The sequence below is a fragment of the Mycobacterium mantenii genome (assembly GCF_010731775.1).
Classification (GTDB): Bacteria; Actinomycetota; Actinomycetes; order Mycobacteriales; family Mycobacteriaceae; genus Mycobacterium; species Mycobacterium mantenii.
In genome coordinates this window covers 5,048,771-5,067,049 of record NZ_AP022590.1, presented here as the reverse complement: position 1 = coordinate 5,067,049, position 18,279 = coordinate 5,048,771, and the positions used below count along the sequence as shown (strand labels likewise).

Annotated in this window: 16 protein-coding genes and 1 pseudogene; 5 read left to right on the top strand and 12 right to left on the bottom strand. The window is 68.6% G+C overall.

Features of this window, described 5'->3' with window-relative positions:
* Positions 1-8 precede the first annotated feature (8 nt).
* The 3 genes from G6N50_RS23210 to ssd are packed head-to-tail and all read right to left on the bottom strand — an operon-like array spanning position 9 to position 3,093.
* Positions 9-809, bottom strand: a complete 801-nt coding sequence (locus tag G6N50_RS23210) for a type II secretion system F family protein (RefSeq protein WP_083098958.1) — start codon at positions 807-809, stop codon at positions 9-11.
* Positions 806-1,981, bottom strand: coding sequence for a TadA family conjugal transfer-associated ATPase (locus G6N50_RS23205; protein ID WP_083098956.1), 1,176 nt, complete (start codon positions 1,979-1,981; stop codon positions 806-808). The genes G6N50_RS23210 and G6N50_RS23205 overlap by 4 nt, the downstream gene beginning before the upstream one ends.
* The gene (gene ssd / locus G6N50_RS23200; RefSeq protein WP_083098954.1) at positions 1,978-3,093 is read right to left on the bottom strand and encodes a septum site-determining protein Ssd; all 1,116 of its coding nucleotides are present in this window, start codon (positions 3,091-3,093) and stop codon (positions 1,978-1,980) included. The genes G6N50_RS23205 and ssd overlap by 4 nt, the downstream gene beginning before the upstream one ends.
* A 441-nt stretch (positions 3,094-3,534) precedes the next feature.
* Between ssd and G6N50_RS23195 the strand changes: the two genes are divergently transcribed.
* Positions 3,535-4,392: an HAD-IB family hydrolase gene (locus G6N50_RS23195; protein ID WP_083098952.1), complete on the top strand. Its 858-nt coding sequence runs from the start codon at positions 3,535-3,537 to the stop codon at positions 4,390-4,392.
* Positions 4,393-4,854: 462 nt separating this feature from the next.
* Here G6N50_RS23195 and G6N50_RS23190 read toward each other — a convergent pair whose 3' ends face one another.
* The 5 genes from G6N50_RS23190 to G6N50_RS23170 are packed head-to-tail and all read right to left on the bottom strand — an operon-like array spanning position 4,855 to position 10,663.
* The gene (locus G6N50_RS23190; RefSeq protein ID WP_083098950.1) at positions 4,855-5,613 is read right to left on the bottom strand and encodes a Fic family protein; all 759 of its coding nucleotides are present in this window, start codon (positions 5,611-5,613) and stop codon (positions 4,855-4,857) included.
* 4 nt (positions 5,614-5,617) lie between these two features.
* The gene (locus tag G6N50_RS23185; RefSeq protein ID WP_083099011.1) at positions 5,618-7,252 is read right to left on the bottom strand and encodes a dipeptide ABC transporter ATP-binding protein; all 1,635 of its coding nucleotides are present in this window, start codon (positions 7,250-7,252) and stop codon (positions 5,618-5,620) included.
* Positions 7,249-8,112 (bottom strand): ABC transporter permease, encoded by an 864-nt coding sequence (locus G6N50_RS23180; RefSeq protein WP_083098948.1) that lies wholly within the window; start codon positions 8,110-8,112, stop codon positions 7,249-7,251. The genes G6N50_RS23185 and G6N50_RS23180 overlap by 4 nt, the downstream gene beginning before the upstream one ends.
* Positions 8,105-9,031, bottom strand: coding sequence for an ABC transporter permease (locus tag G6N50_RS23175; protein ID WP_083098946.1), 927 nt, complete (start codon positions 9,029-9,031; stop codon positions 8,105-8,107). The genes G6N50_RS23180 and G6N50_RS23175 overlap by 8 nt, the downstream gene beginning before the upstream one ends.
* A gap of 3 nt (positions 9,032-9,034) precedes the next feature.
* Entirely contained in the window at positions 9,035-10,663 is a 1,629-nt protein-coding gene (locus tag G6N50_RS23170) for a peptide ABC transporter substrate-binding protein (RefSeq protein ID WP_179970181.1), read from the bottom strand.
* Between the two features lie 83 nt (positions 10,664-10,746).
* Here G6N50_RS23170 and G6N50_RS23165 point away from each other — a divergent pair, with 83 nt between their 5' ends.
* Complete coding sequence (locus G6N50_RS23165; protein ID WP_083098943.1) at positions 10,747-11,553, top strand: LppU/SCO3897 family protein; 807 nt, start codon at positions 10,747-10,749, stop codon at positions 11,551-11,553.
* Positions 11,554-11,559: 6 nt separating this feature from the next.
* Here G6N50_RS23165 and G6N50_RS23160 read toward each other — a convergent pair whose 3' ends face one another.
* On the bottom strand, positions 11,560-12,099 hold the full coding sequence (locus tag G6N50_RS23160) for a DUF4232 domain-containing protein (RefSeq protein WP_083098941.1): 540 nt from the start codon (positions 12,097-12,099) through the stop codon (positions 11,560-11,562).
* Positions 12,100-12,214: 115 nt separating this feature from the next.
* Here G6N50_RS23160 and acs point away from each other — a divergent pair, with 115 nt between their 5' ends.
* A complete protein-coding gene (gene acs, locus G6N50_RS23155) occupies positions 12,215-14,164 on the top strand; it encodes an acetate--CoA ligase (protein WP_083098940.1) in 1,950 nt (649 codons plus the stop codon).
* Positions 14,165-14,173: 9 nt separating this feature from the next.
* On the opposite strand, the gene G6N50_RS23150 is transcribed toward acs, so the two are convergent.
* A complete protein-coding gene (locus G6N50_RS23150) occupies positions 14,174-14,872 on the bottom strand; it encodes a S1 family peptidase (protein WP_142275755.1) in 699 nt (232 codons plus the stop codon).
* A gap of 275 nt (positions 14,873-15,147) precedes the next feature.
* Between G6N50_RS23150 and G6N50_RS23145 the strand changes: the two genes are divergently transcribed.
* Complete coding sequence (locus G6N50_RS23145) at positions 15,148-15,690, top strand: phage holin family protein (protein ID WP_083098936.1); 543 nt, start codon at positions 15,148-15,150, stop codon at positions 15,688-15,690.
* Positions 15,691-16,650 (top strand): alpha/beta fold hydrolase, encoded by a 960-nt coding sequence (locus G6N50_RS23140; protein ID WP_083098931.1) that lies wholly within the window; start codon positions 15,691-15,693, stop codon positions 16,648-16,650.
* A gap of 10 nt (positions 16,651-16,660) precedes the next feature.
* Here G6N50_RS23140 and G6N50_RS23135 read toward each other — a convergent pair.
* A pseudogene (locus G6N50_RS23135) lies at positions 16,661-16,918 on the bottom strand (trypsin-like serine protease); the annotation flags it as partial.
* Positions 16,919-16,933: 15 nt separating this feature from the next.
* Positions 16,934-18,228 (bottom strand): IS3 family transposase gene (locus G6N50_RS23130; RefSeq protein ID WP_163650845.1). Its coding sequence is split into 2 segments (ribosomal slippage): positions 16,934-17,955 and positions 17,955-18,228, totalling 1,296 coding nucleotides; the frame shifts between segments, so codons are not numbered across the junction.
* Positions 18,229-18,279: the final 51 nt, after the last annotated feature.

The window sequence follows — 18,279 nt, the reverse complement described above, 5'->3', positions numbered from 1 at the left end:
CGCCGCACTCACGACGCCACCCGATCGGCGATGCGGTCGGACCACAGCAGACCGACGCAGGCCAACGTCGAGCCGATGAGCAACAGCCACCCGCCCGCGTGCCCGCTCAGCAAGAAGCCCAGCGGCCGGGCCCCGATCAGTTGCCCCAGCAACACGCCGAGCAGCGGCAGCGCGGCCAGTATCGCCGCGGTTGCGCGCGCGCCGGCCATGCTCGAGGACACCTGAGCCGAGAACCGTTGCCGCGCAGCGATATCGCGCTGGGCGGCGCGCATCAGGGTGGCTATTCCCAGCCCGTTGTCGCTGGCCAGTCGCCAGCACAGCGCGAGCCGCTCCCAATGGGTGGGCAGCGCCGAGGAGCGGCCCGCCGCGGCCAGGCCGGCCGCGACGTCGGCACCCAGCCGGGCCCGCGCCGCCACCGAACGCAGCGATACCGCTACCGCGCCGCCGGTGTCGTCGGCGGCGACGCAGAACGCGCGCACCGGATGCGAGCCGGCCCGCAATTCACCGACAAGCACCTCGAGCGCGGTGTGCAGTGCGTGACCCTCGGTGGCCGCGCGCCGGATACGTCGGCGCCGCCGGTAACGCAGGCCCACGGTCGCGCCCACGACCGCGACGCACAGGACAGCGGTCAGCGGCAGCGCGATGGCGGTGGCGCAGCCGATGCCCGCGGCGACGCAGGCCGCCCCACGAGCCCCGGTGGCCGGTGAGAACCGGCGCCGTCGTGACGCCGATAATCGTCGTCGCGGCGAGGGCCGAACGACGACGAGCGCGAGCGACAACAGCAGCGCCCCGGCTAGCGGGCCGTTCACGCCGGCATCCGGCTGTTCAGCAGATTCCGCAGCCGCGGCGCGGCGTCCGTCATCCCGCGATCCGCATGCCATACGGTGACCGCCCGCACCCGGCCTTGATCATGTTGCAGCGCAGCGATTTCGCTGAGTCGCCGCCGCCCGGCGCGGTCACGCTCGACGTGCAGCAGCACCTGCACGGCGGCGGCGAGTTGGCTGTGCAGTGCGGCCCCATCGAGGCCGCCGAGTGCACCCAAGGCCTCCAGGCGGGCGGGAACCTCCCCGGGGCTATTGGCGTGCACGGTGCCCGCGCCGCCGTCGTGCCCGGTGTTCAGGGCGGCCAGCAGATCCACCACTTCGGCGCCCCTGACCTCGCCGACCACGATGCGGTCGGGCCGCATCCGCAGCGCCTGCCGGACCAGCTGGCGCACCGGAACCTCGCCGACGCCTTCGACGTTGGCGCACCGCGCGACCAGCTTCACCAGATGCGGGTGCCGCGGCGCGAGCTCCGCGGCATCCTCCACGCAGACGATCCGTTCGGCCGGCGATACGGCACCCAGCATCGCGGCGAGCAGTGTCGTCTTGCCGGCGCCGGTGCCGCCGCTGACCAGGAACGCCAATCGCGCGCCGATGATGTCGGTGACCAGCGCGGCGGCCGCCGGCTCGATCGCACCGGCGGCGGTCAGGGCCGACAGATCCTGGCTGGCGGGCCGTAGGACACGCAGCGACACGCAGGTGCCCGCGGCCGCCACGGGCGGCAACACCGCATGCAGCCGCACCGCGGACCCGCCGGGGCCGATGCCGGTCAGCTCGCCGTCCACCCAGGGCTGCGCGTCATCGAGGCGCCGTCCGGCGGCCAGCGCCAGCCGCTGCGCCAACCGCCGCACCGACGCCTCGTCGGGAAAACGAACCTCGGTGCGCCGCAGACCGGTGCCGTCGTCAACCCACACCGCATCCGGTGCGGTGACCAAGACGTCGGTCGTCCCGTCGGCGCAGAGCAGCGGATCGAGGATGCCGGCGCCGGTGAGTTCGGTCTGCAGCACCCGGAGATTGGCCAGCACCTCGGTGTCGCCGAGCATCCCGCCGGACTCCGCCCGGATCGCGGCGGCCACCACCGAAGCCGCCAACGGGGCCCCCGGCGGGCCGGCTTCGCCGGCCAGTCGCTCGCGGACACGTTCGATCAGCGAACCGCTCACGCCGCCCGGCCGTTCTGCCCCGCCCGCCGCCGCGCCGCGCCGGGTGGCAACACGGCAAGCACCTGCCGGGCCGCCACCCCGAGCGCCGTGCGCCGCCCCAACCGCAGGCCGCCCCGGTCGGCCTGCTCCGCCAGTTGCGGCTGGGCTTTGATGGTGGCCAGCAATGACAATCCGGCGATCTCGGCGATCTCGGCGGCCCGCAAGCCGCCCGGCGAGGGGCCCCGCACCACCAGGCCGACATTGGGATTGAGGGACGCCAAGGCCGGCGCCAGTGCCCCGGTCGCCGCGCACGCGCGCACATCGCAGCGACTGACGACGACGACCAGATCCGCCGCGCTCAGCGCCGCCTGGGTCGCGTCGGTGAGTCGGCGGGGGAGGTCGCAGACGACGGTGACCGCCCCGCGGCGGCCGGCGTCGATGACGGCGTGCACCGGCCCGGCGTCCAACTCGTATCCGCGCCGGGTGCCGGACAGCACGCTGACTCCGCGGTGGCGCGGCAGCGCATCGCGTACCGCCGACCAGTTGAGCCGCCCGCCCTGCAACGCAAGGTCCGGCCAGCGCAGCCCCGGAGTGGATTCGCCGCCCAGCAACAAGTCGAGCCCGCCGCCCCACGGGTCGAGGTCCACCAGCAGCGCGTTGGTTGCGCCCTGGGCCAGGGCGACCGCGAGCAGGGAGGCGCCGGCTCCGCCGCATCCCCCGATGACGGCGACCGCGTGGCCACGGGACCCGTCGTCGCGCGCCGATTCGGCCGCTTCGGCCAGGGCGCCGACCAAGTCCGCTTCCTGCCCCGGCAGTTGCAACACATGCTCGGCGCCGACCCCGACGGCAGCCGCCCACGTTGCCGTCTCGGGTTCGGTGACGGTCAGGACGGTCACGTGATCACGGCGCGGCAGCGCCCATCGCCCGCACCGGGCCGCGGCCCGCGCGTCGAGCACGACGGCCGCGGCCGCCGCCCAACTCTTGCGGCTGACCGGAGCCACATCGCTGGCATGGACCACCCGCACGCCGGCGGCGGCCGCCACCCGGTCCAACTCGGCGCGCATGTCGGACTCCGCCAGCACCGCCAACACACCAGCCGAACCCGTCGCGTCAACTCCGGAGCCGCTTGTCATCCGACCACTGTGCGGGGCCGTGACCTTGGCACAACAGTCCCAAATGCGGATTTGTGGATAGAGACGCGAGTGTGCACAAACGCGTCGCGGGACCACGCCGCCAGCGACGACGGACACAGTTTCCCGCAACGCATCGGGAGCCGAGCCCGGTGCCGGGAGGCGAGGAAAACCCGCCGTAGAAAAGGGACGACCCCCGCCAGGGGGGGAGGAGGCGAGGGTCGTCGTGTATCAGCCCCGGGGGGTCGGGCTGATACACCCTCGGCTCAGGCCGAGTAATGCTTACTATACACATGACAAGCCGGAGTAACGCAAGAAGATCTTTTACTGAAAAAACAGCTTGAGCCGCGTAAACACTCTTCCATCCGGACCCCGAACCGCCCTGAGCGGCCATTTTCGGTGCGGGATCACGGCCTCGCGAGACACCCGACCTATGCTGGGTCGGTGACCGTCTTCGACCCCACCGCGGAGCAGTCAGCCCCGGAGCAATCAGCGGCAACCACCAGTCCTCACGCCCGCACGGCGGCCTTCTTCGACCTGGACAAGACCATCATCGCCAAGTCCAGCACCCTGGCGTTCAGCAAACCGTTTTTCAACCAGGGCCTGCTCAACCGCCGCGCCGTGCTCAAGTCCAGCTACGCGCAGTTCATCTATCTGCTCTCCGGTGCTGATCATGACCAGATGGATCGGATGCGCGCCCACATGGCCAACATGTGCACCGGTTGGGACGTCGAGCAGGTCAAGTCGATCGTCAACGAGACGCTGCACGACATCGTCACGCCGTTGGTGTTCGCCGAGGCCGCCGACCTGATCGCGGCCCACAAGTTGTGCGGGCGTGACGTCGTGGTGGTGTCGGCATCCGGGGAAGAGATCGTCGCCCCCATCGCCCGGGCCTTGGGCGCCACCCACGCGATGGCAACCCGGATGGTCGTCGAGGACGGTCGGTACACCGGCGAGATCGCGTTCTACTGCTACGGCGAGGGCAAGGTGCAAGCGATCCGGGAGCTGGCCGCGCGCGAGGGCTACCCGCTGGAACACTGCTACGCCTACTCCGACTCGATCACCGATCTGCCGATGCTCGAGTCCGTCGGCCACCCCAGCGTGGTGAATCCCGACCGCGGGTTGCGCCGGGAAGCCCTGGAGCGCGGGTGGCCCGTGATGTCGTTCTCCCGGCCGGTGTCCTTGCGCGACCGCATCCCGGCACCCTCGGGTGCCGCGATCGCCACGACGGCCGCGGTGAGCATCAGCGCGCTGGCGGCCGGCGCGGTCACCTATTCGTTGATACGCCGCTACGCATTCTGAGCCCAGCGGCGCGCGGCAGCAAACTCCTTAAACGCGTAATCCGAACCGGATTCGGGACTACTCGCGAATTGACCCTTGCTGTGCTAGGGGTCTAGTAGTACAAAGGAACCACGGAAGCCTGGTGAGGCCTAGATCGATCCGGAAGAGAAGGTTCGTTCTCCCGACCCGGGCGCCCAGCATGGTGCTCGGCACCCACGCGGAGTCATAGCCGCGAAGATGGCAGAAGTGTTGCGGGCCTGCGAAATTGCGAAAATGCGGAAGGTATCGACGACCCTTTGGGTGGGGTTGCAACCACAAGCGTCGTGAGATCGCCGAGGCCAACCCACGCAACCCCGAAATGCACGCTTGGTAACCGAGTACCGTGCTAGCGGGCGGCGGACCGAACATTCGGAACGTCGCCCGCTCTACATTTTTGCGGCCCATTTCCGGTGACATTTTACGGGCCTGTGGCTACCGCTTCAGCTATCGGTTCGACATCGAGTCGGCGATCGACACAGCCTCTTGCGCACCGGCTTTCATTGCGCGGCAACACAGCACCAGCCAGGCTCCCACGCCCTCCGGCGTACCTTCGGCGAATCCCTGCGCCGCGTCGCGGTACGCGGCGGGTTGACGCATCCAGCTGACCTCGGGGACACCCAGCCCGTGCGGGTCCAGCCCGCTGGCGATGGTCACCAACCTCGACACCGCCCGCGCCACCACACCGTCGGAGCTGCCGAACGGCTTCAGCGTCAGCAGCTCGCCGTGGGCGACCGCGGCAAGCACCGGCGCCGGCACCCGGGTGCGCCCGTTCACCAGGTCCGCCAACAATTCCAGTCGCGGCCCCACCCCGGCATCGGCCCGCGGGCGACCCAACCGCTCGTCGTCGACCCGTTCCGCCGCGGCCAGCACGTGCAGACGGGCCAGCGCCTGCAGCGGTGCCCGTCGCCAAATGGCGACGACGGGGCCCTCGCCGCCCTCCAGCGCCTGGGCCACCCGAAGCGCGCCCGCAAACACCGGATCACTGATCTGCCCGGCATCGGCGAGATCCTCCAGCCGCACGGGGCCACCGTCCAGGACCGACGACGCGCGCGCGGCCCGCAGCGCCGCCTCGGCGGCGGTCACGGGCCAGCCCCGCAGGTTGGCGCGGTGGCGGTGGGCACGACCCAGCGCGTCGCGGGCGCGGTCACTGGCCTCGGCGACGCCGGGCAGTTCCATCAGGGGGGCCAGCGGATCAGCCGTCACAACCTCACAACCTATCCCCGCCGGATTCCAGCGGGTGCGGGATGGCGTCCAGCAACTGCCGGGTGTATTCGTGCCCGGGGTCGCTGAACAGCTGCCCGGTGGGCCCGTGCTCGACCACCCGGCCCGCCCGCATCACCAGGACGTCGTCGGCGATCTGCCGGATCACCGCCAGGTCATGGCTGATGAACAGGTAGGCCAAGCCCAGTTCGGCCTGCAGCTCGGCCAGCAGGTCAAGGATCTGCGCCTGCACCAACACGTCGAGCGCCGACACCGCCTCGTCGCAGACCAGCACCTCGGGCCGCAACGCCAGCGCTCGAGCGATCGCCACCCGTTGCCGTTGCCCACCCGAGAGCTCGCGCGGCAACCGGTCCAGCACCGACGACGGCAGCGCCACCTGCTCGATGAGGTCGTGCACCGCTTGTGCGCGCTGCCCGCGGTCCCCGACGCGGTGAATGCGCAGCGGCTCCTCGATGGCACGAAACACCGAGTACATGGGATCGAGGCTGCTGTAGGGGTTTTGGAACACCGGCTGTACCCGGCGGCGGAATGCCAGTTGCTTGTCCCGGGGCATCGCGCCGTCGATCCGGACGCCGTCGAATTCCACCGTGCCCGAGGTGGGCGGTAGGAGTCCGAGCACCATCCGCGCCACGGTGGATTTCCCGGACCCCGACTCCCCGACAATCGCCAACGTGCTCGCGCGGCGCAGCCGAAACGACACCGCGTCGACCGCTCGGAATTCGGTGCGCCGCCACGGCGCCCCGTGCGCTTCCCGGTAGACCTTGGTCAGCGCGGCGGCGACGAGGATGCCCTCGGGGTGTTCGGTTTCCGCAGTCGCGCGGGGCCGCGCAGGGCCTCGGATCGTCAGCGCCGGCGCCGCGGCCACCAGCCGTCGCGTGTACTCGTGTTGCGGGCTGCACAAAATCGACCGTGCCGCACCGGATTCCACCACGACCCCGCGATGGACGACGACCACGGACTCGGCGCGTTCGGCGGCCAGCGCGAGATCGTGGGTGATCAGCAGCAGCGCGGTGCCGAGTTCGGCGGTGAGCCGCTGCAGATGGTCGAGGACCTGCCGCTGCACGGTGACGTCCAGCGCGGACGTCGGTTCGTCGGCGATCAGCAGCCGCGGGCGGCCCGCCAGCCCGATCGCGATCAGCGCACGCTGACACATGCCGCCGGACAACTGGTGGGGGTAACGGCCGGCTTGCCTTGCCGGATCCGGCATGCCCGCCGCGGCGAGCAGTTCCACCGCCCGCTGGCGGGTGCCTCGATCGGTTGTGTTGGCCCGCAAGGCTTCCCGGATCTGAAAGCCGACCTTCCACACCGGGTTGAGGTTGGTCATCGGGTCCTGCGGGATGTAGCCGATCTCGCGCCCCCTGATCGAGCGAAGCGCCCGGCGATCAGCGGCCGAGATGTCGACGCCGTCGAACATGATGCGCCCGGCCGTGATTCGCCCGCCGGGTGGAAGGAGCCCGAGTATCGCGGCGGCGGTGGTGGACTTGCCCGAACCCGATTCACCCACCACCGCGACGGTCTGGCCGGGCAGCACGCTCAGATCCAGCCCGCGCACCGCGGCGTGGTCGCCGAAGCCGACCTCCAGACCCTCGACCGACAGCAGCGGCGAAACCGTACCGCTCATGCCCGCCACGCCCTCGACGCCGGATCCAGGGCATCGCGGAGCGCGTCACCCATCATCATGAACGCCAGCACTGTCGTGGCCAAGGCGCCGGCGGGATAGAACAGGATGGGTGAGCCCGCCCGCAGCCGCGTCTGGGCGAGGTTGATGTCGCCGCCCCACGACACCACCGACGGCGGCAGCCCGACACCGAGGTAGGACAGGGTGGCCTCGGTGACGATGAAGGCCCCCAATGCGATCGTCGACATCGCGATCACCGGCCCCACCGCGTTCGGCAAGGCGTGCCGCAGCAGCGTTTGAAACCTGCTCATCCCCAACGCTTTGGCGGCAAGCACATAGTCGCTGCCGCGCACCTCCAGCACGGCGCCGCGAGCGATCCTGGCGATCTGCGGCCAGCCGAAGATGGCCAGGATGGCGATCACGGTCCACACCGTGCGATGGTGCAGAACCTGCATGAGCACGATCGCGGCCAGCAGCAGCGGCAGCCCGAAAAAGATGTCGGCGACACGAGAGACGACGGCGTCGAGCCACCCGCCGTAGAAGCCGGCCAGCGCGCCCCACATCCCGCCGACGACGAACACCAGCAGCGTGGCGCCCAACCCGACCGTCACCGACGCCCGCGCCCCGTAGATGGTGCGGGTGTAGATGTCGTGGCCCTGCAGGTCGGTGCCGAACCAGTGCGCCGCCGACGGGCCGCGCAGGCTTTGGCCGGGATCGGCGTAGCCGGGGTCGGCGTGGGTGAACAACGCGGGAAACAGTGCGACGAGAAGGATGAGGACGATCAGCACGCCGGCGACGACGAACTTCGGGCGGCGGTGCAGTTTTCGCCAGGTTTCGCCCCAAAATCCTGAGTGCTCAGGCATAGCGGATCCTTGGGTCCAGGGCGGCGTAGAGCAGGTCCACCATCAGATTGGTGACGAGATAGATCAGCACCAGCACCGTCACGACCGACACCACGGTCGGCGCTTCCTGCCGGGTGACCGCCTGGTAGAGCACGCCGCCGACACCATGGATGTTGAAGATGCCTTCGGTCACGATGGCCCCGCCCATCAGCGCTCCCAGGTCGGCGCCCAGAAAAGTCACGACCGGGATCAGCGAGTTGCGCAGGATGTGCACGGTCACCACCCGGGGCCGCGCCAATCCCTTGGCGGTGGCGGTGCGGACGTAGTCGGCGTGCGCGTTGGCGGCCACCGCCGATCTGGTCAGCCGGACGATATACGCGAATGAGACTGAGCCCAGGACGATTCCGGGAAGCAGCAGGCGCGCGAAGGTCGCCCGTTCGCCGACGGTGACCGGCGCGATGCCCAGCTTGACCCCGAACAGGAATTGGGCCAGGAAGCCCAGCACGAAGATGGGGGTCGCGATGATGATGAGTCCGGTGATCAGCACCGTGGCATCGAATAGTCCCCCTTGGCGCAGACCGGACATCACGCCGAACCCGATGCCCAGCACCGCCTCGACGACCAGGGCGATCAACGCGAGCCGGATCGTGACCGGAAACGCGTGTGCGAGAACGGCACTGACCGGCAAACCGGAGTAGGCACGGCCAAGGTCGCCGCGCACGACGCCGCCCAGGTAACGCAGGTACTGCACAATGAACGGGTCGTCGAGGTGGTAGCGGGCGCGCAGCGCGGCGGCCACGGCCGGGGTCAGCGGCCGATCGCCGGCGATCGCGGCCAGCGGGTCTCCAGGCAACAGGAAGACCATGCCGTAGATCAGCAACGTGGCGCCCAGGAAGACGGGCACCATGACGGCGATCCGTCGCGCGATATACCAGCCCATGTCCTAGCCCTTGACCAGATTCTCGTAGTCGGGCAGCCCGTTCCAGGTGACCTTGACGGCGCCGACTTGCGGTGACCATCCGATCACGGCGATGTAATACCACAGCGGTACGGCGGGCATGTCGTGCAAAAGGATTCGTTGCGCGACGTTGACCAGGACGTCGGCCTGCCGTAAGTCGGGAGCCGCCTCGGCGGCGGCCAGGCCGGCGTCGAACTCGTGACTGGAGTATCCGACGTCATTGGAGCCCGCACCGGTGGCGTACAGCGGGGCGAGGAACTCGATCATCGACGGGTAGTCGCCGATCCAGCCGGCCCGGAACGCGGTGTCGATCGTCCGGTTGGTGATCTGGGTGCGAAACCCGGCGAAGGTGGGCTGCGGCGCACCGACGGCATCGATGCCCAGCACGTTCTTGATGCTGTTGGCCACCGCGTCCACCCACTCCTGATGGCCGCTGTCCGCGTTGTAGGCGATGGCGTACCGGCCGCTCCACGGCGATATCGCGTTTGCTTGGGTCCAAAGTTGGCGTGCCCGTTCGGGGTTGAAGTCCAACGCGTCACTGCCGACGATGTTGGGGTCGAATCCCGGCAAGGAACTGGCGGTGAAGTCGCGGGCCGGGCTGCGGGTGTTGTTGAAGATCTGCTGACAGATCTGCGGACGGTTGATGGCCGCCGACAACGCCGACCGCCGCAGTCGACCTTCCTCACCCCCGAAGTGCGGCAACCGCAGCGGCGTGTCGAGTGATTGGCTGACGGCGACGGGTCCGCTGGCGGCGTTGCCGCCCAGGTCGCGCTGGAAGACCGTCAACGCGCTGGACGGAATCGTGTCCAGCACATCGAGGTTGCCGGACAGCAGGTCGGCGTAGGCGGTGTCCAGGTTGGAGTAGAACTCGAACCTCAGCCCCTTGTTGTGCGGCTTGCGGTTGCCGTGATAATTGGGGTTGGGCCGCAAGTCAATTCGGACGTTGTGCTCCCACGCGGGCCCGTCGGGGCCGTCCGCAAGTGTGTACGGGCCGTTGCCGATCGGGTGCTGACCGAAAGCGTTCATGTCCCGAAAGGCCGCCTGCGGCAAGGGATAGAACGCGCTGTGCCCCAGTCGCAACGTGAAGTCGATGGTGGGTGCCTTCAGCCGGACGGTGAACTCCCGGTCGTTGATCACCTGCAGGCCGGACATGGTGGTGGCGGTCGGCTTGCCGCCGCCGGTCAGCCCGGCGACGGCTTCGAAGCCGTCGATGGGACTGAAAAAGCTCTGCTGCAGTTGGGCATTGGTGCTCAGCGCCCCAAAGTTCCAGGCGTCGACGAAGGAATGGGCGGTAACCGGCGACCCGTCGGTGAACGTCCAGCCGGGTTTGAGGGTGATCCGGTAGTTGACGTTGTCGGTGGTGTCGACCGACTGGGCGACCTCGGGCGACGGATTGCCGGCGGCGTCGTAGGACATCAACCCGGCGAAGAGCCTATCCAGGATCCGCCCGCCGAGGCTGTCGTTGGTGCCGGTGGGGATCAACGGGTTGGGCGGTTCCCCGCCGTTGACCACCACCAGGTCTGGGCTGAGGACGCCGCCACCGCAACCGGCCAGCGAGGCGACCATCAGCATCGCGGCGGCAACCGGGGCCAGCAAGGCCACCGGGGTCCGCATCCGACGCATGACACCCGACCCTAGGGCCTGCAGCCGCGCGGCGGTGAAGTGCCCGGTACGGGTTCCCAATTTAGAATCCGGTCGTGACCGTGGCGTATCTGGCCTCGCATGAATCGGGTGTGCGAGCAGGCTATTTGATGTTCTGGCTCGGTGTGCCCGCAATTGGATTGGTCTGCCTGGTCATTGGGCTGGTGGAGCGCTCGCGCAGCCGTCGACGGGCTCCCGGCTACCCGCCGCAGTACCCCCCGGGCTTTCCGGTCCACCCCGGTTACCCCTACCCGCCACCGCCGGGCTATGCCGCTGCGCCGTATCCCGGCTACGCACCCGGCCATCCGCCGCGGCCGCGGGCGCCGAAGTCGGCTACCGCGCTCATCACCATGGGCGCCGTGCTGCTGACGTTGGGCGGGCTGGGCATCCTGGGCAACGCGGCGCGCGTCCTGGCCGGGCTCGGCGCCAGCGCGATCGGCGACACGTCCCTGCGGGTGGGCGATTGCATCAGCGAAAGCGACTACAAGGCACAGCATTTCAATTCAAGCTCGAGCGGCGGCTGCACCGACCCGGCGGCGACCTACGAACTCGCTTCCAGGAGCGGCGCCGGCGACACGTGCCCCGACGGAAAACGAGAGCACTCCGTCTATGACCGCTTCACCAACGACTCGACGATCCTGTGCTTTGCGGTCAACCTGAAAGAGGGCCAGTGCTATCAGATGATTAGTGATGGCGACGCGATGACGCTCAGGTTGGGCGACTGCGACAAGCCGGGTCGGGCGCAAGTCAAGGTCAGTCAGCGCATCGACGGCAGCTCGGACAAGTCCCAGTGCCCGTCCGACAGCAGGGGCATCGCCTACCCCATCCCCGCCCGGGTCTACTGCCTGGTCAGGGCCGACTGACGCCGGTCAGACCGCGGTGATCGGGTGCACCTGCAGCGCGCAGGCGTCGATGGTCGCCGCTACGGTGAGCACGATTTCGGTGTCGGGCGGGTTGACGCTCAGCTCGGTGTAGGTGGGGCACGGGGCACCGTCGGCGTCCACGGCCATCCCCTCCACGATGGCCTGCCCCTGCGTCGATATCGACAGCAGGACGGCGGGCGGGACATCGACGCCGTCCGGCAGCCCACCCATGTAACCGCGCAGCGTCGGCAGGGCATGAATCAACGGCCCACCGGCGCCCGAGTCGACCCCGGCGTATCCGGTGAGCGTGCACGGGTCGGCCCCGCCGGCGAGGCTGAACATCAGGGCCAGCCCGCGGTGCCCCACCGCGCCTTGTGCCGGGGAGACGTTCACGGCGACCTGCTCCGACCGGCACGGTGTGGCCTGGTCGCCCTCAATCGGCACGGCCGATACCGGCCACCCCAGCGCGGTGGCCGCCGCGTAAATCGTTGCGGCCGCGGCAAAGCTGGGGATTAGTCGGCGGAGGCCCCGCCCATGTCCCGGCACACCGGTGATTATCCGGCATGCGGGCACGCTTTGACCTCGATTTCACGCGTCGCATTTCACCTTGTAGGGCTAGGCTCTCTGACGGTTGACGAGCCTCGACACAGGAGAGAACCCAGTGACAGCCACCAACACCGCAGGCCCCTCGTCGTATCCGCCGCCGGCGCAGTTCACCGAGCAAGCCAACGCCGGCGAGGAGGTGTACCGCGAGGCCGAGCAGGACCGGCTGGCGTTCTGGGCCAAGCAGGCCAATCGTCTGACGTGGGCGACGCCGTTCACCGAGGTGCTGGACTGGTCGGAGGCTCCGTTCGCCAAGTGGTTCGCCGACGGCAAGCTCAACGTCGCCTACAACTGCGTCGACCGTCACGTGGAGGCCGGCCTGGGGGATCGGGTCGCCATCCATTGGGAGGGCGAACCCGTCAGCGATCACCGCAGCCTGACCTATTCCGATCTGCAGGCCGAGGTGTGCAAGGCGGCCAACGCGCTGACCGACCTCGGTCTGGTCGCCGGCGACCGGGTCGCGATCTATCTGCCGCTGATCCCGGAGGCGGTGATCGCGATGCTGGCCTGCGCACGGCTGGGGCTGATGCACAGCGTGGTGTTCGCCGGCTTCACCGCCAAGGCCCTGCAGGCGCGCATCGCCGACGCGCAGGCCAAGCTGCTGATCACCAGCGACGGCCAGTTCCGCCGCGGCAAGCCCGCGCCGTTGAAGGACGCGGCCGACGAGGCCGTCAACGGCGACAGCCCCGTCGAGCACGTACTTGTGGTGCGGCGCACCGGGATTGACGTGTCCTGGAACGACGACCGCGACCTGTGGTGGCACGATGTCGTCGACGCCGCGTCGCCCGAACACACCCCGGAGCCCTTCGCCGCCGAGCAGCCGTTGTTCCTGCTGTACACCTCGGGAACCACCGGCAAGCCCAAGGGCATCGTGCACACCAGCGGCGGCTATCTGACCCATGCGGCCTACACGCATTACTACGTCTTCGACATCAAGGCCGAATCCGACGTGTTCTGGTGTACCGCCGACATCGGCTGGGTCACCGGGCACACCTACGGGGTGTACGGTCCGCTGGCCAACGGGGTCACCGAGGTCCTCTACGAGGGAACGCCCGACTCGCCCAGCCAGCACCGGCATTTCGAAATCATCGAAAAGTACGGCGTCACAATCTATTACACCGCCCCGACGCTGATTCGCACGTTCATGAAGTGGGGACGCGAGATCCCCGACGCGCACGACCTGTCCAGCCTGAGGCTGTTGGGGTCTGTCGGCGAACCGATCAATCCCGAAGCGTGGCGCTGGTACCGCAAGGTTATCGGCGCGGACCGCCTTCCGATCGTCGACACCTGGTGGCAGACCGAGACGGGCGCCACGATGATCTCCCCGCTGCCGGGAGTGGCTGCGGCCAAACCGGGTTCGGCGATGCGGCCGCTACCGGGTATCTCGGCCAAGGTCGTCGACGACCACGGTGACCAGCTGCCGCCGGGCAACGACGAGGGTGAGCACGTGGCCGGTTACCTGGTGCTGGATCAGCCGTGGCCTTCGATGCTGCGCGGCATCTGGGGCGATCCGGAACGATTCGTCGAGACCTACTGGTCGCGGTTCGCCGAGCACGGCTGGTATTTCGCGGGCGACAGCGCCTATTACGACGCCGACGGCGACATCTGGGTGGTGGGCCGCATCGACGACGTCATGAACGTGTCGGGGCACCGCCTGTCCACCGCCGAGGTGGAGTCGGCGCTGGTCGGCCACGTCGCGGTCGCCGAGGCGGCGGTGGTCGGGGCGACCGACGAGACAACGGGCCAGGCCATCTGCGCGTTCGTGGTGCTGTGCGCCGATTTCCACGTGCACGACGGGATCGTCGACGAGTTGCGCGTTGAGGTGGCCCGGGAGATCTCCCCTATCGCCCGCCCGCGGGAGGTGCACGTGGTGCCCGAGCTACCCAAGACCCGCAGCGGCAAGATCATGCGCAGGCTGTTGCGTGACATCGCCGAAAACCGCGAATTGGGTGACACGTCGACGCTGCTCGATCCCGGCGTCTTCGACGCGATCAAGGCGGCGAAGTAGCCGGTGCCGTCAGCCCGGCAGCGGGCTGAACCCCGCACCGGGCCGATGTTTGGTGTTGATGTCGGCCAGGACCGCGTTGAACGACACCACCACCGCCGGCGTGTGCAGCGGGATGTATTTGATGACGCAGGTCGGCAGGTTGTCGCTGAACGCTCCGTGGATCATCCCGACCAGCTGATTGTTGACCGTGACCGGCGCGCCGGAGTCGCCCGGTTGGCCGCAGACCTGCATCACGATGGTGCCCGGATTCTGCCCGGGCCCCCAGGTGACGCCGCACGAGTTGCCGGTGGTGCGGCCCTGCTTGCAGGCGATCTCACCGAAGGCCGGTTCCGGCCCGATGCCGCTGATCAAAAAGCCGTTGAAGTTGGCCACCGGTGTCACCTTGGCGGGATCGAACTTGATCACCGCGTAGTCCAGGTTGTCGTTGCCGGCCACCATGGTGCCCAATACGCCCGCGTTCTCGGCACCTTCGGCGGCGACCTGCGCGCCCGGACCCCCGCAATGCGCCGACGTGAAACCGATCAGCTCGCCGGCGGCGTCGCCGCCGATGGTGGTCAGGGTGCACATGGTGTCGCCGTTGATGACGATGCCCGCACCACCGCCGATCGGGATCCGGACGTCGGCCGCGGCGGCGCGGGCAAGCGAACCCATCGCGGTCACGAGCAGGGCGACCATCGCCACCAAGAAGCACCGGTGCGCTCTCCGCACAGCCCCACTCCCATCGGTCGGCCGGACATCGAGACCGGCTTGGCCGAGTGTAATCGGCCGGGGTGCGATGTACGCGCCGCAGAGCCCGCTCGCCCCGCGGCGTCACCGACCGCCTGCCGTTCCGAACCGAACTGCCCGTCGGGCGAAACGACCCGGTGCTCGAACCCGGCGGCGCGGGCTCGGCTGGCCTCGTCTGGCTTCTTCTATCCGGGCGCCACATGGCAACATAAACCGCGACGACAAGCGAGCCGGGTGACGACGAAAGAGGACCGTCTGTGAGCAAAGCCGATGGCAAGAACGGTGTGCCCAGCACCCTGACCACGATTCCGTTGACCGACCCGCACGCCAAACCCGCCGAGCCGTCGATCGGTGATCTGATCAAAGATGCGACCACCCAGGTCTCCACGCTGGTCCGTGCCGAAGTCGAATTGGCTCGCGCCGAGATCACCCGGGACGTCAAGAAGGGTCTCACCGGCAGCGTCTTCTTCATTGCCGCGCTGGTGGTGCTGTTCTACTCGACCTTCTTTTTCTTCTTCTTCGTCGCCGAGCTGCTCGATACCTGGCTGTGGCGCTGGGTGGCGTACCTGATCGTGTTCGGGATCATGGTGGTGGTCGGCGCCTTGCTGGCGCTGCTGGGCTTCCTCAAGGTGCGCCGGATCCGGGGGCCGCGGCAGACCATCGAATCGGTCAAGGAGACGCGTACCGCGCTGACACCGGGCCACGTCAAGGCCCCCGGCCCCGCCGCGCAGCTCCCCGAGCACCACGGCAGGCACGCGAAGCCCGGCAACGGCGGTGCCGCCGATCCATCGGGTTGGTAGATGGCGCCGCCCGATCCGTCGGTAACCCGCATCGACGGGCCGTGGCGCCATCTCGATGTGCACGCCAACGGCATCCGCTTCCACGTCGTCGAGGCCCTGGGCGATGTCGACGGCCCGCCTCCGACGGCACGCCCACTGGTGATGCTGCTGCACGGTTTCGGATCGTTCTGGTGGTCCTGGCGGCATCAGCTGCGCGGACTGCGCGGGGCGCGGGTGGTGGCCGTCGACCTGCGCGGCTACGGCGGCAGCGATAAGCCGCCCCGCGGCTACGACGGCTGGACGATGGCCGGCGACACGGCCGGACTCATCCGGGCGCTGGGGCACTCCACGGCGACCCTGGTGGGCCACGCCGACGGAGGCCTGGGATGCTGGGCGACGGCCTTGCTTCATCCGCGGCTGGTGTCCGCAATCGCGCTGATCAGCTCGCCGCACCCGGCGGCGTTGCGGCGATCCACGTTGACGCGACGCGACCAGGGTTATGCCCTTTTGCCGACGCTGCTGCAATACCAGATTCCGTTGTGGCCCGAGCGCTTGTTGACCCGGGACGACGCCGCCGAGATCGAGCGACTGGTCCGCAGCCGTAGCTGCGGCAAATGGCTTGCCTCCGAAGACTTTTCCGAGGCCATCAGCTATCTGCGCACGGCGATCCAGATCCCGGCGGCCGCGCACAGCGCATTGGAATACCAGCGTTGGGCCGTGCGCAGCCAACTGCGTGATGAAGGCCGACGCTTCATGAGGTCGATGAGCCAGCAGCTCAGCGTGCCGCTGCTACACCTGCGCGGCGAGGCGGATCCCTATGTGCTGGCCGACCCGGTCGACCGTACGCAGCGCTATGCGCCGCAAGGACGCTACGTATCCATCGCGGGCGCAGGGCATTTCAGCCACGAAGAGGCGCCCGAAGAAATCAACAGGCACCTGACTAAATTTCTCGAGCAGGTGCACCTGACCCGAGCGAGGTGAGCCCGGCGGCTCAGCCGACGCAGGACCCGGTGCCCACGAGTTGGCTGTCTCCAACCCTGGCGAGCTGACTGGCGACCTCGTCGGCGGTTAACACGAACCCGGTGTCTGGATCGTCGACCGCTGCGCCGAACACCACACCGAGCACGTGACCGTCGAGATCAATCAGCGGTCCACCCGAATTGCCTTGCTCCACACTGGCTCTGATCGTGTAGACGTCACGCGTGACCGGAGCCGGATCCCGATAGATGTCAGGTCCGCTCAACTTGATGAAGCATCCCGGGTTTCATGCACCCTCGGGGTTCTGTGAGCCGGCCGGTTGGTCGGTCACGTGTTGGGAATAGTACTGGGCTTCGGCTTCGGCGGGTGGGACTCGGCCGAGGCGGTGCATGAGGCGCTGCTGGTTGTACCAGGCGACGTAGTCGGCGGTGATGTACTCGACGTCACCGACCGTGGTGAGCGGCCCGCGACGGAACGGGGAATCAGGCCGGATGCACTCAGTCTTGTAGAGTCCGATCGTGGTCTCGGCCAGAGCATTGTCATAGGCATCGCCGACACTGCCGACCGAGGGTCGGATGCCCGAAAGGGCAAGTGTTTCACCGAATCTCACGCTGGTGTACTGCGATCCTGCGTCGCTGTGGTGGATGGCGTCCTCGATCGGGTGACCCTGACGCGACCGCAATGCGACGGCCTGACGGATCGCCGATTCGACGAACTGGGTCTGCTTGGAGGCGCAGGCCTCCCATCCCACGATCGCCCCGGCGTAGGCGTCGATGACGAATGCGACGTAGACGAACACCCCCGTGACGAGCTTGACGTAGGTGAAGTCCGCAACGAGCAGCTGGTTGGGTGCGCCCACCCCGAACTGGCGATCCACCAGATCCGGTGGCCTCACCGCCGCCGGGTCGGCGATCGTGGTGCGCACGGCCTTCTGGCGGCGTACGCCCTGCCACCCGTTTCGGCGCATCAGGCGTTCCACCGTGGACTTCGCCACCGGGATGCCTTTGCGCTGCAGATGTGCCCACATCTTCACCGACCCGTACAGCGACTCGGGCTTGCGCCGGCCGTGCTCATCGGGTTCGTAGTAGCCGGCCAAGACCTCGCTGATGGTGGCGTCCCACAGGGCTCGCTTCGACGGTGCCCGCTTGACCCAGGCGTAGAAGGTGCGTGGGGCGATCGGCACACCGTGCTCGGTGAGCACGCGGCAGATCGGAGCGACCCCGAAGCGGTGCCTGTGTTTGGCGATGAACTCGCAGACCGAACTGGTCAGCGGCGGTTGCGCGGGTCGCTCTCCCGCACGAAGAAAGACGTTGCCGCCTTGAGGATTTCGATCGTCTGCTCGAGCTCGGCGTTGCGCCGCTTGAGGGCGCGGATCTCAGCGGCCGCCGCCGAGGAGACACCGTCACGATCACCGTCGTCGACCTGCTGCTGACGGATCCAACTACGCAGCGTCTCGGCCGTCATCCCCAACCGCTTGGACACCGCCGTGATCGCCGCCCACTCACTTGGGTAGTCAGCACGGTGCTCCAACACCAGACGGACCGCCTTGGCCCGCGTCTGCGGGTCGTACTTGCTCGGCATGACATGCACCTTCCCAAGGAAGGAGGTGCGCATCAAACGCGGGATGGTTCA